This window comes from Kribbella sp. NPDC006257, from assembly GCF_040613535.1.
Lineage (GTDB): Bacteria > Actinomycetota > Actinomycetes > Propionibacteriales > Kribbellaceae > Kribbella.
On sequence record NZ_JBEXSJ010000005.1, the window covers coordinates 78,251 to 93,557 of the forward strand.

Sequence of the window (15,307 nt, forward strand, 5' to 3'; positions counted from 1 at the left end):
CGATGCATCACATCATCGTTCCCGGCTGGAACGGATCCGACGGCGCCCATTGGCAGTCGGTCTGGGAATCCGACTGGCTGCAGGCGACCCGCATCGAGCCGGCGTCCTGGACCCATCCCGACCGCGACGACTGGACCGCCGCGCTCGACCGCGCCGTACAGAAGGCCGGCGACGACGTGGTCTTCATCGCCCACAGCCTCGGCTGCTTCGCAGTAGCTCACTGGCTAACCCGTACGCCGGACGCCGCCGCCCCCCTCGCAAACGCTGAACCCGGTCGCGCCTCCATCCATCGCGTCCGCGGGGTCTTCCTTGTCGCGCCGCCGGATCAGCAGGCCGAGACCTTTCCCGCGGAGACGCTGGCGAGCTTCATCGAGCCGAAGCCGGTAGAGATCGACCTACCCGCCGTACTGATCGCGAGTGAGGACGACCCGTATTGCTCGGTCGACGGCGCGACCCGGATGGCCGGCGAATGGCAGATCCCACTCATCACGATCGGCCGCCAAGGCCACATCAACTCCGACAGCGACCTCGGCCCCTGGCCCCTCGGCCAAAACCTCCTGACCGCCTTCGAAGCCGGCCTCGGCAGCCGAGCTTCTTAGGCTTCAGCTAACCCAGCGACGATTGTGTCGATGTTCGTGATCAGGGAGAGGTGGCCTTCGCCGGGCACCAAGTGGGTGGTGGCGTGCGGGATGTGGGCGCCGAGCCAGCGGCCATGGGCGTACGGGACCATGCGGTCCTGGTCGCCCTGCCAGATGGAGACCGGGATCCGGATGCTTGCCAGGTCGACGCCCCAGTCGGCGAGGAAGGCGAGGTCGTCGTCGCGCCAGCCGTCGTACCCGCGGGACACGGCTGCACGGCAGGAGGGAGCCAGGTACTCGGCGAGCCCGTCACGCAGAGCAGCCTGATCGACCTCGGACAGCAGATCGCCGAAAGCGGCGATCAGGTCGCGCGGCTGGACGTCCCTCATCCCGGCACTCGCCTCGGCGAGGAACTTGTCGAGCGCCTCCGGGCTGGTCGCGGCAGCCCCGAACTCGATGACGTTCTCCTCGCCCATGCCGTCCATCCAGTCGAGCCCGTCGGCGTCGTACGGCGCGACGCCGGCCAGGATCGCCGCAGCCCGGCACCTGTCCGGTAGCAACACGGCAGTGGCGAGTGCATGCGGTCCACCACCTGACCAACCAAGCGTCACGAAGTCGTCCGCGCCGACAGCGTCGAGCAGCGCAGCCACATCGCCGGCCACATCAGCCACCCGCCGACCCGGCTGCGCAGTACTGCCGGCATAGCCAGGCCGGCTATGGGTCACGAACCGCATCCCATGCCGAGCGGCCGCTTCCGCGACCGGCTCCAGCATCAGCGCCGCACCCGGCGTCCCGTGATGCATCACCAGCGGCCGCCCGCCGGCAGGCCCCTCGACCAGATACTCAACGACCCGCCCGTTGCCGACCTCAAGCAATTCCACAAGCCCATCGTAGGTCCCCCGCTCGAACAACTGCCGATCTGCCATCACCGCAGCCGAGCGCGTGCTTTCACAGCAGGGAGTGGACCATTCTGATTTTGCCGTTGGGGCCTGGGGGGATGGTGTCGACCAAGCGGACCGTGATGTCGAAGTCGGGGGTGGAGGCCATTGCGGCAGCGGCCCGTTCGGCCAGGTCGGTCGGGGTGGTGGCGGGGACGATCAGGACCTCGACCTTGCCCGGTTCGGCCTGGACCAGCTGGAACTGCCGGATGCCGGGCAGCGGGATGATCATCGAGCCGACCCAGTCGCCGTGCCGGAGACGGCCGTCAGCGGTCTGCAGTTGGTCGACCGTGCGGCCGATCACCTGCCGGACGATCGGCGTACTGAACGTCGTACAGGCGCAGTCGTCGGGACCGATCAATACCCGGTCGCCGAGCCGGTAACGCAGCAACGGCATCGCCTCCGCATGAAGGCGGGTAACCAGGATGTTGCCTTCCAGCAAACCACCGGCAGTGGCGCGCGAGACGCTGCCGTCGTCGTGCTCCACCTCGACTGCGACATCGCCGGATCGAAGATGGAGCGCGCCACGAGGGCAGCTCCGCGCGATCGAGTAGGTCTCCACGGAGGCGTAGACCTCGTTGGCGCGCGCACCGAAGTACTCCGTCACTTCGGTGCGTGCCGCCTGCGTGACCTTCTCGCCTGCGAACACCACGCCGCGCACGTCATCGGGCCGGATGCCTCGTCGCTTGAGTTCGCCTACCACCGCGACGATCGCGTTCGGGAATCCGCAGAGGAAGTTCGGTCGCCCGGCGAGGAAGGCCTCGACCTGTTCGTCGAGGCCGAGGCTGGTGTTGACATGGACGTTGCGGGCCAGGCCGAGCTTCTCCAGCCGGTGCCGCCGGAATCCACCAACCCGGAAATAGGCGATCCGGTCGGTCGGCCGCATCCCGGTCGCGAGCAAGTCCCACAGGTAGGTGGCCCGCAGATAGCCGAGATCCCCCTCGCTGAAGTAGCTGGTGGCCGGCTTGCCCGTCGTACCGCTGGATCGTGCTTCCCTTGTGTTGGCCGGACTGAATCCGTCTGCGAGCAGTCTTGCGCCCTGGAGTGAAATCTCTGACCGGGGAAGGATCGGCAGCCGGTGGAGATCGGCGGGGCCGGTGAAGGTGGCGACCACGTCGGGGTCGAGTGTCTCGCGGTAGTAGGGCACGGTCGCGTGGGCATGGGTGACGAGCTTCCGGAGTAGCCGCGCCTGAAGTTGCTCCATCTTCTCCGGTGCTAGCCGGTCCCGGGTGGCGGCGCGGACCAGGTTGACCGCGACCGGCACGATCGGGATAGCGGATGGCAGCCGTCGCGCCATGTCAGTCCTCCACCACAGCTGAGATCCGGTACAACACGGCCGCCTTGACCAGACACCCGATGCAGAGCGCGCCGAAAGCACCAGCGGCACCAGCGGCGGGGATGAACCACCAGGCGGCCACTGCGACTGCGGCGAATTGCAGGATCGCACCCCCGGCGGAACCATGCCGGCCACGAGCGTCCACGGATTCCAGTACGACGGCGGCCGCCGTGATCGCGAAGTACAGCAGGACCTCGACCACCAGTGCTGCCAACGCAAGAGGTCTGCTGGAACCCCAAGCAACGACCACCAGCACCAGACCGACAGTCAGCACAACGCCAGGTCCGCAGGTCCACGCAGCCATCCGATGGACCAGCGCCCGTCCGGTGCCTTCAGAAGCAGTAGCCAGCCAGCTCACAAGCCGGGGCCGAGCTAGTCGCAGCAGGTAAGACCAGCCAACCGACATACTCCCCGCGATGATCATCAGGACGTAGAAGAAGCTCGTCTCCCGAGCATCACCAGCGATCGCCAGGAACGCGTAGAGCACGGAGGTCGCCGCAGTCTCAAGCAGTTCGCCGACCCCAAGCACTACCGAAGCCTGCAGAGCCACCTTGGTCGCCGCCGGTGTAGGCCGCTCGTGCGACGCTCGCCGCAGCAGACCGACGAGCAGCACGACATCCACGAGCAGCAGGCAACCGATCAGCACAGCCAGTACGCCGTGCACCGACAACCCAGCGAGCACAGCCAGCGCCAGCACCAGCCCGTACGACGCGGCGATCGCAAGATATGCCAGTACGTCGGCAATCGGCCGGCCGTGAATGCGATAGAGCCCAACCAGTACTGCACTACACCCAACGCCAGCCATCAGAGCCGCGGCCGCCACCTGGATACCGGCTGCAGGAGCAACCAGCACAGTCACCAGCCACCCGATCAGCAAGAGCACAAAAGGCGTGACGGCAAGGCGAATGAAGAGCCGCTCCAGCGCGGCCCCTCCGCCCACCGGCATGAACGTGAGCGCAGCCTTCTCCGGCCCACTGGACGTCAACGCGAACAGCCACCCGACTGCCCCGATCGCACCCGCATACCCGGCGAACACCGTCGGTCCCCAGAAGGCCAGCAACCCCAGCCCCGCCGCATAAAGGGCAAGCCGGTACACCAGCCGTCCACCGATCAGCGCCATCACCATGCGCGACCCGGCCGACAACTGCCGCACACCGGCCAGCATCAGCACGACCTATCCTCCGTACGCCGACTCGACGAACCGGCCCTTGCCGCCAGGAGTCAACGCCACCCGATCCGTCTGCACGAAGGTCAGCTCCACCGGAGTATCGACCAGCTCACCGAACCGCCGACGGAACTCCGCGACGGCCTCCTCGAAGCCGACGCCGGCCGCGACATCAGGCACCAAGTGCACCGTGATCGCCCCGGCCTCGTCCTGCCGAACCATGCACTCGGCAACACCCGGCGTGAACATCGCCAACGACAGGAACACCCCGCTGTAGACGCGCCGCCCACCCGGCAGCACCACGAAGTCGTTCGTCCGGCCGTCCACAAGCTTCATCCGCCGAAGATTCGAGCCACATGCACAACCGGGCGGCAACAACACGGCCCGATCCCCAAGCGCATAACGGATCAACGGCATAGCCCGCTCGCGATAGTGCGTCACCACGACCGAGCCCTCCGTGCCGTCTGGCACCGCCTGCCCGTCGGCATCGACGATCTCCAGCCACACCCGATCGTCATCCACATGCATCGCACCGGCGCGGCACTGACTAGAGACAGTCAGCACCTCGTACGCCGAATACTCGTCCAGCACCGGTACGCCGAACCCGTCGGCGAGAAGCTCCGCGACTTCATCCGTCAGCAACTCGGAATCAGTCATCACCATCCGCAAAGTGCGCTTCAATCGGACGGATTCAGCCGGCGTCAGTGAACGCAGCAACCCTCGCAGTACGACCGGATAGCCCATGATCAACTGCGGCCGCACAGCCAGCACCTGGTTCTTGATCTCCTCGTCGGACTGTCCCGCGCCGACGACAGTGCGAGGAAACAGCCCGAGCCGCTGGAACCAGCGCACCGGCCGCGGGAAGGGCTTGATGTGCGCGATCCGCCACCACGGCCGATAACCCGACAACAGGAACCGTCGCAACACCGTCGCTCCGTGATACCCGTAGGCATCAGCGTCGTGCCAGACCTCCAGCTTGGTCCCGGTGGTTCCACTGGTCACGTCGACGCGATACTGCGAGCTCGGCAACCCCGGCGTACGGAATGAATCGACGCCTGCGTCCAGCACGTCCCGCTTGGTCAGCAAGGGCAATGCAGCCAGTTCGCCGACCGAGGACAACGGCACCTTGTACTCCGGTCCCGCGTACGCCTGGATGTGTTGGTGGCAATGGGCGAGCATTGCGTTGAGGCCGGCCAGTGCGCGCTGTTCGAGCTCGGCCGACGACTTCTTCGGCGCTCGCCAGACTTCCGGCAGTCGAGCCAGTTCGCGGACCGCGACTGCGAGTCCGCCGCTCACGGCACCTCGGTGACTTGGGCGTACAGCAGACCCTGGACGAGATGCAGCGCAGTGTGCAGCCGATCGGTGTCGGCCGCCGACAGTACGACGTACCCGATCTTCGCGCCGGCCTGGTGATACGGCTCGACGTGCTCGCCTGGTGAGGCGGCCAGCACCAGCTCCACCACCTCCGGCAACGCGCGGATCTCCTCCATGCCGTGGAGTGCGACCAGCTTGCCGGGCCGGTCGACACCGAAGGCGCGGAAAAGCGCGTGGGCGCCGGCCTTGGCTTGCAGTTCGACGGTTTCGCCGACGGACATCCGGACGAACATCTCGGTCACGTCGATGCCGTGGACCAGCCCGAGCAACTCCGCGGATCCGTTGCCGCCCAGTCGAGCACCGAGCTCGATCAGGACGACGTCGCCGTCCGGGGTGACGAGGACGTCGGCGTTCAGGGAACCCCAGTGGTAGCCCAGCGCGGTGCAGGCCTCGTCGAGCATCGCACGCACCGTGGCCGTCAGCTCGGGCGCGGACGGCATCTGGTGTTGCAGCGTCACGAAGTGCGGCGCCGGAGTCAGCATCCGGCTGCCCAGTGCGAACAGCACAATCTTGCCGTCGGCAACGATTGCCTCGGCGGCGTAGTGATCGCCGGCCAGGTACTCCTCGGCGATCACGATGCCTGTCGCGGACGGTCCGACCGCCTCGTCCACTGCGGCGTCCAGGTCGGCAGGGGAGTGGCAGACGCTGATCCCGCGACCGCCGCTGGAGTCGGTCGGTTTGACGATCAACGGGTAGGCGAGACCCGTCGCAGCCTTCACCTCGGCAGGCGTGCCTTGGACGAAGCGCGGTCCGGGCATGCCGAGCTGATCGCAGATGGCGCGGAAGAAGCCCTTGTCCACCGAGGCTTTCAGCGCACCAGGGGACAGTCCGGAGGGCAGACCGAGCCGTTCGGTGAGAGCGTATTGAGCCGGCAGGTTGACGTCGCTGGCAGGTGAGACCACACCGGCGATGTCGTCGCGAGCCGATAGTACTGCGGCCAGCCGGTCGACGTCGCGCGTGCTGATGTTGAGGAACTCGTCGGCGTACGGGATCGCGGGCGCGTCCGCGCGCATGTCCACGCAGACGGTCCGCAGGCCGACGCGGCAAGCCGCCTGCAGCGTGGTGATCGCGCCATCGGCGCCACCGAGAACGACGAGGCTGCTCATCCGGCCGCCGTTCGGGCCGGGAGTGCTGCGAGCAGGTCAGTCGATCGCACGACGAGGTTCGTCTCCCGGATCAGGAACTGTGGAGTCTGTGGCTGGCCGCGACCCACGTGGACCAGGTAGCGCGCGATCACGGCCAGGGAGATCAGCCCGGCCGCCGCGGCGAGTCCGAGCAGCACACCTGTCACGGGCAGGCCGCCGGGGATCGCGGCGGCGACAGCGCCACCGACGGCGGCGACCGCGGCCAGCAGGCAGAGCATCGCGGCGAGCGCGATCGTCCGGGTCGAGAACGAGACGAACAACTCGATCGCGTGCCGGGCCAGCCCACGGACCGTCACCTTCGCCTCACCCGACCGGCGCGGTTGGTGCCGGACGGGGACGGTGGTCCAGGACCGGGTCAGTCGCGGCAGAGTGGCCAGGAAATAGGGGGTTCCGAGGCCGAGGTCGACGATCCGGCGGGCCAGGTCGGAGCGGACCAGCCGGAACGAGCTACCGCCGGCCGGGATCTCGATGCCGAGGACCCGACGCGCGATCAGATCGTGCAGCGCCGACCCCGCCCGCCGGACCAAGCGGTCCTGGCGGTCGACGCGGATGCCGAAGACCGCGTCCATGCCCTCGGTGCGGGCGCACTCGATCAGCAGATGCGCTTCGGCCGGCGGGAACTGCAGATCCGCGTCGAGGTGCAGCAGCCACGGATTGCGGGCGTACCGGTAACCGGCTGAGAAGGCGGCTTCGAGACCGAAGTTGCGGGTGAACGACAGGTACGAGACGCCCTTGTCTCGCTCGGCCAGTGCGCGGATGTTGGCCAGCGTCGCGTCGGTGCTGCCGTCGTCGACGAAGAGGATCTCCAACTCGTCGTACGCGCCGAGCTCGGCGCGGATCTCGTCGTAGGCGGCCTCGATGTTGTCCGCCTCGTTCAGGCAGGGGACGACCACGGTCAATCCGAACGGCGATCCGGGCGTGACCTCGTGCGAAGCGGGCGGCTTCGACATGTATTCCCCCAGACGAAACACGTGTTTGACGATCCTCGGGCGTCGATAAACGGTGAACCACAATCCGGAATTGGTCAACCTGATTCGTCAACTATTCGACCGGAATGGTGCATGCTGACCTGCGACACCAGCACACGGGCGCGACTGAACAGGGGTGGAAGATGTACGTACTAGGCCTGAGTCAGGTCCATGACGCCGCCGCGGCCTTGGTCAAGGACGACGAGATCGTCGCGTTCATCGACGAGGAGCGGCTGACCAGGGTCAAGCACGACGGTTCGTTCCCGGCCCGCGCGGCCCAAGCCTGCTTGGAGATCGGCGGCATCACGCTCGGGGACGTCGATCACGTTGCGTACTACTGGCAGGGCCGGCGCGAGGTGCGGCACGCGCTCACGCACTTCGTCCGCTACCTGCCGGCGACGCTGTCGGTCTTCCAGAACACCGGTGGCATCTTCGCAGGGAAGGCCAGCAGCCTGGTCAGCACCGTTCGCCAGCAGGGCGTTCAGCAGCACCCCGACGACTATCACGTCGGCGGGGCATTATTACTGCATTTGAAGCGGTCGTTTACTTTGCCGTCGATTCTCAAGAACGCGCTCGGCTACACCGGTCCGACGAAATTCAAAACACACCTGATCGACCATCACCTGGCCCACGCGGCCAGTGCACACTACCTCTCGCCGTTCGAGCGGTCGGCGATCATCACCTGGGACGGGATCGGCAGCGACGGTACGTCGACGTACCTGGCGGTCGGCGAGGGCGACACCATCCGCGACCTGCGGCGGGTCAAGTTCCCGCATTCGCTCGGGGCCCACTATGCGTGCGTGACCGGTTATCTCGGCTTCAATCCGACCCGCGACGAGGGCAAGGTGATGGGCCTCGCGGCGTACGGGAAGCCGACCTACCTCGACCAGCTGCGCAAGCTCGTGCGGTTGCTGCCGGACGGCAACTACGAACTCGACCTGAGCTACTTCCGGCATCACGCGACCGGCAAGCATGTCGTGTCGCCGAAGTTCATCGACACCTTCGGGCCGGCGCGCGAACGCAGTAAGGGACCGGTCGAACAGAAGTACGCCGACATCGCCTACGGCCTCCAGGTCGTCCTCGAGGAGACGGGTCTGCACGTCGCTCGCTGGATCCAGCAGGAGACCGGTGCGACCGCGCTGTCGACCGCGGGCGGCGTGGCGTTGAACAGCGTGATGAACGGCCGGTTGTTGCTCGAGACACCCTTCGAGGACTTCTACGCGCAGCCTGCCGCAGCCGATGACGGCGCCGCTTTGGGCGCAGCGCTGGCAGTCAGCGTCAAGGCCGGTCTGGGCAGGCCGCGCGGCGAGCAGGTCTTCCTCGGCCCCGGCTTCTCCGAGAACGAGCTGGAGAAGGCGCTGATCGAGTCAGGGCTCAGCTACCAACGGGCTGAACGGATCACCGACACCACTGCGGCGGCGCTGGCCGAGGGCAAGATCGTCGGCTGGTTCCAGGGCCGGATGGAGTGCGGTCCGCGGGCGCTGGGGAACCGGTCGATCCTGGCCGATCCGCGCGGCAAGGACACCAAGGACCGGCTGAACGAGAAGATCAAGCACCGCGAGCCGTTCCGTCCGTTCGCGCCGTCCTGCCTGGCCGACCGGTCGGGCGAGTACTTCGCCTCGGACTACCCGTCGCCGGTGATGCTGCTGGTCTTCGACGTGCTGGAGCACCAGCGCGACCAGGTCCCCGCGATCACGCACGAGGACGGCACTGCCCGGGTGCAGACGGTTTCGGCCGCCGACAATCCGGCGTACTACGAACTGATCAGCGCCTTCGCTAAGCTCACCGGTGTGCCGATGGTGGTGAACACCTCGTTCAACGACAACGAGGAGCCGATCGTGAACTCGCCCGGGGACGCGATCCGTTGCTTCCTGAAGACCGATCTCGACGCGCTGGCGCTCGGCCCGTTCTGGGTGGAGAAGTGACCTCTGACCTTGCTGCCCGCCAGTCCTGGCAGGCTCGCTGGTGGTGGGTGCTGCCGGCCGGGTTGGCCGGCGCCGCGGCGCTGCTGTTCATGGTGGTGCTGCCACCGGATCGGCACATCGACCACTGGTACGACGTACCGCTGAAGATCAGCCCGGTGGTGTTCGCGGTCTTCGCGGTGGCCGGGTTCCCGCGGCGCCCCCGTCTCGGGCTGGTGCTCGTGCTGGTGACGATCGTCGTGTTCATGGGATTCGTCGACACCGGCTACATCATCCGGATCATGGCGTACGGCGCGGCGCCGGATCAGGACGCTGCCTTCCCGAAGCTCTACCAGTTCCAGCTGTTCGTGTCGGCGTTCGTCGTACTGGCTGTCCTGTTCGCCTATCGGCTCGGTGGCGCCACGACCGTCCGGGTGGTGAAGGCCGGGCTGGCCGGCGTACTGGTGATGGTGTCGGGTCTGAACGACCTGACTGCTTGGCGGTTCGACACCTATCCGGAAGGCCGACCGAAGACGCTGTTCTGGGCGTCCCACATCCAGGTGTTCGTGGGCGGTCCGCCGACGCCACTGGTTGCCCTGGCGTTCTGTCTTGTGCACCTGGTGGTGGCAGTGGTGATCCTGTTTCTGCCCTTGCAGCGTTGGCTGGATCAGCTCAGGAGCCGCTGAGGTCGGCGAGGATCCGGCGGGTCGTGTTCATGGCCTGCCGGATCACTTGGTCCATGTCGATGTAGGTGTACGTCGCGAGCCGGCCGACTGTGTAGCGCGGGGGGCCTGGGAGTGCGATCAGTTCCTTCTCGTAGCGGCGCTGTAGTTGCCGGTTGGCGTTGAGCACGTCGTCGACGGGGTAGTGGCGCACGGGTGCACCTGGGTACTCGTAGCTCACCACTGTGCCGCGCTGGGTCTGGCCGCTCATCCACTTGGTCTCGATCATCCTGGTGTGGCGGACCTCGGGACCTGGGGTGTTCAGTACGCCGCACGGAAGCAGGTGGCCTGCTTCTGGCACGTAGCGGCTCTGCAGCGAGACACCGCGCCAGGGGAGTGGTCCTAGGTCCGCGGCGAAGAACTCGTCCAGGGCACAGGACAGGACGATGGCATCGACCCCTCGGCAGAGGTCGTCCCAGTCGACCACTGAAACCTTCTGCCCGAGTGTCACCGACACCGGCTTCAGCAGGGCGTCCACCAGTCCGGTGTAGCCGCCTTCCGGCCAGCCCTGATGGGGTGAGCGGAACAGGTAGCGGTAGTCGTCGTCGCGCAGCTCGATGCGTTTGGGCGCCCAGGTGGCCGAGAGTTCGCTGGGGGAGGTGCCCCATTGTTTGCGGGTGTAGCCCTCGATGAATGCGCGATAGAGCGTCTCGCCCATCAGGTCGATACACCAGGTCTCGAAGTTGTCGGCCCTCGGCTTCTCCGGACGCATGTCGAGTTCATGGCTGATCTGCGGCCACTGCGCCAGCTCCTGCAACTCACTCAACTGGGGCGGCCAGCTGAGCGTCGTACCGAAGACTTCGGTCCGCACCAGATGGCGGTAGGGCCGCATGCCGATCAGCCCGGTGACGAACTCCCACACCTCTTCGTCGGCGGTGTGGAAGATGTGTGCTCCGGCAGGTTCGTAGAGAATCCCTGCTGCCGAAGCGGTTCGCAGCTGGCCACCCCAGGTCGCATCACCCTCGACCACTTCCACGGAACAGCCCGCAGCCGTCAGCAGGTGCGCAGTCGCCGCACCCGCAAGTCCCCCACCCACCACGCGCACGGACGTCATCCGCCGGAGTGTAGGACCGCTCTCCCAATTCCGGACAGCATCAAACGACTGAACGCCTGGTTGGGCGTCGTCACTTGATCCGGGCGCCGCTTGGCTACTCCCGCCAGCCGGTCAAGTCGACCGACTTCGAGGTCTCGACGCGGAAGGCGAGCTTGACCGTGGTCTGCTCGCCGGGCGGCAGGTCGAGCTTCCAGGTGATGACGCCGAGGTCGGTGGTCTCGCTCGGCTCGGGCGAGGCGGTGATCGGCTTGACGGTGATCTCGTGATCCCTTGCCACCGGCAACTGATCGAGGACGGTGATCCGGGCTGCTCGAGGAGTGTGGTTCTCGATCTTGGTCTCGTACTCGACCTCCCGGCGGCGGGTCGATCCGAGCGTCGCCTTGGTCGCCGTACGGCGTACCAGCTCGCGTTCGACGCGGATCCGGTCGTCCAGGCCGAGGGCGAGCTCGACCTCTTCGCCGGGAGCCCAGAGCGGCAGCCCGGTCGAGCCGACGAAGTCCGCCTGGTGGAAGACGGCTGCTCGCCCAGCGGGCATCGTGTGCGTGCTGGAGTTCACGACGGTCGCGCGCAGGTGCACGTCGGCGGAGCGGACCGGGGCGGTGATGTAGTCCAGCTCGGTCTCGAGATCCAGGGACGCGATCGTTGCGCGGTGTGCGGCGCCGTCGGCCGGCACGGCGACCGGTCGCGGCGGGGTGTAGGTGGCAGCGGTGATTCCTTGCTCGACGATTGCTTCGACGTCGGCGAAAGAACGCTTTGCACGATGCCCTCCGCCGGCTGCCCCACGCTCCGCGCTCAGTGCGACAGCAGCGGGTGCCATCGGCACCGGCGGACGTCGGCGGTCGAGGTACCAGGGGTCGAGTTCGGGCACCTTCGCGCTGACCGTGGGCCGGGCCGTCGAGAGCTTGAGCTCGCACTCGGGCCAGTCCTCGCCGGTGTGCTGGGTGATCAGGCCGAACCAGCTCAGCGTCAGCCGGTCGTCGGCGAGGCGCACGTCGTACGTGCTCGACCAGGAGGCACCCGCTACGACGTACGAGAGCTCGATCTCCACCTCTGCCTCGGATTCGACGGCCAGCGCGACCGCGACCGAGCGACGATCCGGACTGCGCTGCTCCATCACCGCGGCCAGCCGACGCTCCGCTGCCGCGAGCCGCTCCTCGGCTTCTTCCTGCTGCCTGGTCAGCTCCCGGCGCTTCGTCCGTACGGCGGTGAGTCGGCTGGCCAGCGATTCGGTGAATTCACCCAGGTCGGCGCTCGTCTCGCCGGCCGCCACCGACTTGGCGAAACTGCCACCGGCCCGGCGTCCCAGCTGAGCGAGGAACACGTCGAGCTGCGCCTGAACGTCATCGGCGTCGGCGAGACTCGCCACCTCCTCCTGAGCCTCCCGGCGCTGCCGCTCCAACTCGGCCACGGTCTCATCGGGCGCCTGCGGATGATGCCGCACAGCCACGTCCACTCCGAGCACCGTCGCCGGTCCACGCCCGGCAACTCGGACAGAATCCTCCTGCAAGGCCAACGGCAACCCATCGACGTACACGGTCTGGTCCCCAGCAGGCACGCTGACCCGCCCCCGCCGCGTCACCCGAGCCCGGTCGGGATAGACGACGACGGCCACGATCGGAGCACCCACCACAAGTTCGCTCATCCTCCGACACTAGCCGCAGCCCCGATCAGCCGAACCACCCACAGAACCCGCAGCCCGCCGCCGACGCACCCAGCCGCCACGCCGACCGCGGCCGCAACTCCCGGGCGACCTGCTCGGCCCGGCTGTTCCGCTCGTCCTGGACGACCTTGTTCTCCACAAAGTTCGACGAGGTGACGTGCGCCCATTGCCCGTCGCCACGCACCCAGAAGTGCGGCTTGCCCTCGTTGTCGTCAGCTCGCCAGACCTGGGACTGGATCTCGGTGCACCCTCGTGCGCCTCCGGCGACCAGGTCGGTGAACATCCGGCAGGGAGTATCCACGTCGGGCTGTTTCCCTGGACGGATCGTCACCTCGGTGTCGGCGACGCGATCGCCCCTGGAGTCAGGGGCCTGCAGCACCATGTAGAAGAGCTCGCCGTCGGTCGACTTCACACTGAACGGCCAGGTGTCGGTCCACTCCGGCTGCAGCGGCTTCTCGGCGAACCTCGTGATCGCGCGTTGCTCGGTGCGGACGTCGTCGACCTTCACGATCAGCGGAATCGCCGCCGCGGAGACGAGGGCGAACCCCAGCACGGCGACCACGACGCTGCGGTGCCTCGGGAACGGCGTGGCGGACCGGTTGGCGAGAACGATCGTCACGACCAGAACGGCCACGCCGAGCGGGTAGAAGACCAGGTACCAGCCCATCGCAAGGCCGAAGGTGCCGATGCCGATGAGGGCGAGCGCGACCGTGGAGCCCGCAACGAAGACCAGGCCGAGCCGGGCGAGCGATGCCACGATCGGCAGCACGATCACCGGTACGACGGCCAGCGAGATCATCAAGACCGCCAGCGCGGGCAAGCTGTCCTCGCATTCACTGGAGGAGCAGGTCCGGGTCCGGTCCGCGACCAGCGCCGCGACCACGCCGACGCCGAGCGCGACGAGGAATGAGCACAGCACTGTCGCGATCATCCGACCGATCCGCTTGGCTGAGGTCTCCATCCGATCACCCTAGGGACGCGGACGGCGGCAACGGTTGAGTACTTCTCCTCAACTCACCGCGTGTCTTCGTTACAGATCAGCTGAGCCAGCGAGCCGTTCAGTTGCTTGTGGCAATGGATTCATCAGTGGAAGCGGATGGTGTAGGCCCACCAGGTGAGGAGGAGTGCCAGGACGAGGGTGATGAGTCCGGCGGCGAGACCACGGACGGTGCTGTCGCGGTCTGCCGCGGCGGGGAGGTAGGGGTCGTCGGGGTCGACCAGGAGAGGCAGACCGCTGCCCAGCTCTACTTTGCCGATCCAGTTGCGCACAGTGCCCTGGTGCATCTTGCCGTCGAGTTGGTAGCGAACGACGGGGTAGAGCAGAGCGCCGCCGTAGTACGGCCTGTTTCTTGCCTCGTTGTCGATCACTTCACCTTCGACCCGTACGCCGGTACGCCGGAGCGCCCGCAACCGGAGTGTCTCGCGCGTTGCTCGCCCGACCCAGAGCAGGGTCATCAGCGTGGCCACGATGGCGCCCACCAGCATCAGCACCTGCCCAGAGTACGACCGCGACAGGTCGAACAGTCCGACGACCTCCGGTGTCGGAGTTGTCAGAGGAGGAAGGTGCGGAGGCTTTGGACGAGTTCGGCCGGGGCCTGTTCGGCGATGTGGTGGGTGGAGTCGATGCCGTGGCCTTCGACGTGCGGGCACCAGGGGCGCCAGACAGCCAGCGGGTCGCCGTACAGGTCCTCCAGGTCGTCCTTCGTCGACCAGAGGAGCAGCATCGGGCAGGTGATCTGACGGCCGGCCTCGCGGTCTTCCTCGTCGGCGCGGCGGTCGATGCCGAGGCCGGCGCGGTAGTCCTCGACCATCGCGTGGACGGTGGCGGGGTCGCGGATCGCGGCCAGGAAGTCGGCGTGGTTCTCCGGGCCGAGCTGGGCGGGGGAGTTGGTGGTCCACGCGTTGTACCAGGTCTCGGGATCGGCGCAGATCACCCGCTCGGCCGGCTTCTCGGTCTGCGCCAGGAAGAACCAGTGCCACCATTCGGTGGCGAACTTGGTGTTGCACCGTTCGAGGTGTTCGACGGTCGGTAGGCCGTCCATCACGACGAGCTTGCTGACCTGGTCCGGCGCGGCGAACGCGGTCCGGTAGGCGACCTGCGCGCCACGGTCGTGGCCGACGACGGCGTACGAGTCGTGGCCGAGGGCATCCATCAGGGCAACCACATCTCCAGCCATTGCCTTCTTCGAGTACGGCGTGTGCTCGGCGTCCGTCGTCGGTTTGCCGGACCGGCCGTAGCCGCGCAGATCCGGGCAGACCACGGTGAAATCCTTCGCGAGCTCCGGCGCCACCTGGTACCACGTGGTGTGGGTGCGCGGGTGACCGTGCAGCAGCACCACGGCCGGCCCGGCGCCGGCGTACCGGACTCGCAGGGTGACCTCGCCGACATCGATGTGGTCCAGCGTGAATCCTTCGAACATGCCACTCCTCAGACTCGGGGCCGATCCGGTACCCAGAGTTCGCTGG

14 protein-coding genes are annotated in these 15,307 nt (G+C 67.2%); 3 read left to right on the forward strand and 11 right to left on the reverse strand.

The genetic code is table 11. The features are described 5' to 3' along the window. Nucleotides 1-2: 2 nt before the first annotated feature. The gene (locus ABZ004_RS08175) at nt 3-599 is read left to right on the forward strand and encodes an alpha/beta hydrolase (protein ID WP_355679066.1); all 597 of its coding nucleotides are present in this window, start codon (nt 3-5) and stop codon (nt 597-599) included. Here the strand turns inward: ABZ004_RS08175 and ABZ004_RS08180 are convergent. The 6 genes from ABZ004_RS08180 to ABZ004_RS08205 all read right to left on the reverse strand — a co-directional run bounded on the left by ABZ004_RS08180 (nt 596) and on the right by ABZ004_RS08205 (nt 7,507). Continuing rightward, nucleotides 596-1,459, reverse strand: a complete 864-nt coding sequence (locus ABZ004_RS08180; RefSeq protein ID WP_355679067.1) for an alpha/beta hydrolase — start codon at nt 1,457-1,459, stop codon at nt 596-598. The genes ABZ004_RS08175 and ABZ004_RS08180 overlap by 4 nt on opposite strands. Nucleotides 1,460-1,526: 67 nt before the next feature. Next, complete coding sequence (locus ABZ004_RS08185; protein ID WP_355679068.1) at nt 1,527-2,813, reverse strand: hypothetical protein; 1,287 nt, start codon at nt 2,811-2,813, stop codon at nt 1,527-1,529. A 1-nt stretch (nt 2,814) separates the two neighbouring features. Further along, entirely contained in the window at nt 2,815-4,023 is a 1,209-nt protein-coding gene (locus tag ABZ004_RS08190; RefSeq protein WP_355679069.1) for a hypothetical protein, read from the reverse strand. 3 nt (nt 4,024-4,026) lie between these two features. Next, complete coding sequence (locus ABZ004_RS08195) at nt 4,027-5,313, reverse strand: hypothetical protein (protein WP_355679070.1); 1,287 nt, start codon at nt 5,311-5,313, stop codon at nt 4,027-4,029. Next, nucleotides 5,310-6,497, reverse strand: a complete 1,188-nt coding sequence (locus ABZ004_RS08200; protein WP_355679071.1) for an ATP-grasp domain-containing protein — start codon at nt 6,495-6,497, stop codon at nt 5,310-5,312. Before ABZ004_RS08200 ends, ABZ004_RS08195 begins: the two co-directional genes overlap by 4 nt. Then, complete coding sequence (locus ABZ004_RS08205) at nt 6,494-7,507, reverse strand: glycosyltransferase family 2 protein (RefSeq protein ID WP_355679072.1); 1,014 nt, start codon at nt 7,505-7,507, stop codon at nt 6,494-6,496. Before ABZ004_RS08205 ends, ABZ004_RS08200 begins: the two co-directional genes overlap by 4 nt. 140 nt (nt 7,508-7,647) lie before the next feature. On the opposite strand from ABZ004_RS08205, the gene ABZ004_RS08210 reads away from it, so the two are divergent. Both ABZ004_RS08210 and ABZ004_RS08215 read left to right on the forward strand, forming a co-directional pair. After that, on the forward strand, nt 7,648-9,429 hold the full coding sequence (locus tag ABZ004_RS08210) for a carbamoyltransferase C-terminal domain-containing protein (RefSeq protein ID WP_355679073.1): 1,782 nt from the start codon (nt 7,648-7,650) through the stop codon (nt 9,427-9,429). Beyond that, nucleotides 9,426-10,091, forward strand: coding sequence for a hypothetical protein (locus ABZ004_RS08215; RefSeq protein WP_355679074.1), 666 nt, complete (start codon nt 9,426-9,428; stop codon nt 10,089-10,091). The genes ABZ004_RS08210 and ABZ004_RS08215 overlap by 4 nt, the downstream gene beginning before the upstream one ends. On the opposite strand, the gene ABZ004_RS08220 is transcribed toward ABZ004_RS08215, so the two are convergent. The 5 genes from ABZ004_RS08220 to ABZ004_RS08240 form a co-directional block, all read right to left on the reverse strand. Then, entirely contained in the window at nt 10,078-11,181 is a 1,104-nt protein-coding gene (locus ABZ004_RS08220; protein ID WP_355679075.1) for a UDP-galactopyranose mutase, read from the reverse strand. The genes ABZ004_RS08215 and ABZ004_RS08220 overlap by 14 nt on opposite strands. A 94-nt stretch (nt 11,182-11,275) precedes the next feature. Then, a complete protein-coding gene (locus tag ABZ004_RS08225) occupies nt 11,276-12,823 on the reverse strand; it encodes a mucoidy inhibitor MuiA family protein (RefSeq protein ID WP_355679076.1) in 1,548 nt (515 codons plus the stop codon). A 25-nt stretch (nt 12,824-12,848) separates the two neighbouring features. After that, a complete protein-coding gene (locus ABZ004_RS08230) occupies nt 12,849-13,802 on the reverse strand; it encodes a hypothetical protein (protein WP_355679077.1) in 954 nt (317 codons plus the stop codon). A gap of 122 nt (nt 13,803-13,924) precedes the next feature. Then, nucleotides 13,925-14,326: a DUF3592 domain-containing protein gene (locus ABZ004_RS08235; protein ID WP_355679289.1), complete on the reverse strand. Its 402-nt coding sequence runs from the start codon at nt 14,324-14,326 to the stop codon at nt 13,925-13,927. Nucleotides 14,327-14,391: 65 nt separating this feature from the next. Next, complete coding sequence (locus ABZ004_RS08240) at nt 14,392-15,261, reverse strand: alpha/beta hydrolase (protein WP_355679078.1); 870 nt, start codon at nt 15,259-15,261, stop codon at nt 14,392-14,394. Between the last annotated feature and the right edge of the window lie 46 nt (nt 15,262-15,307).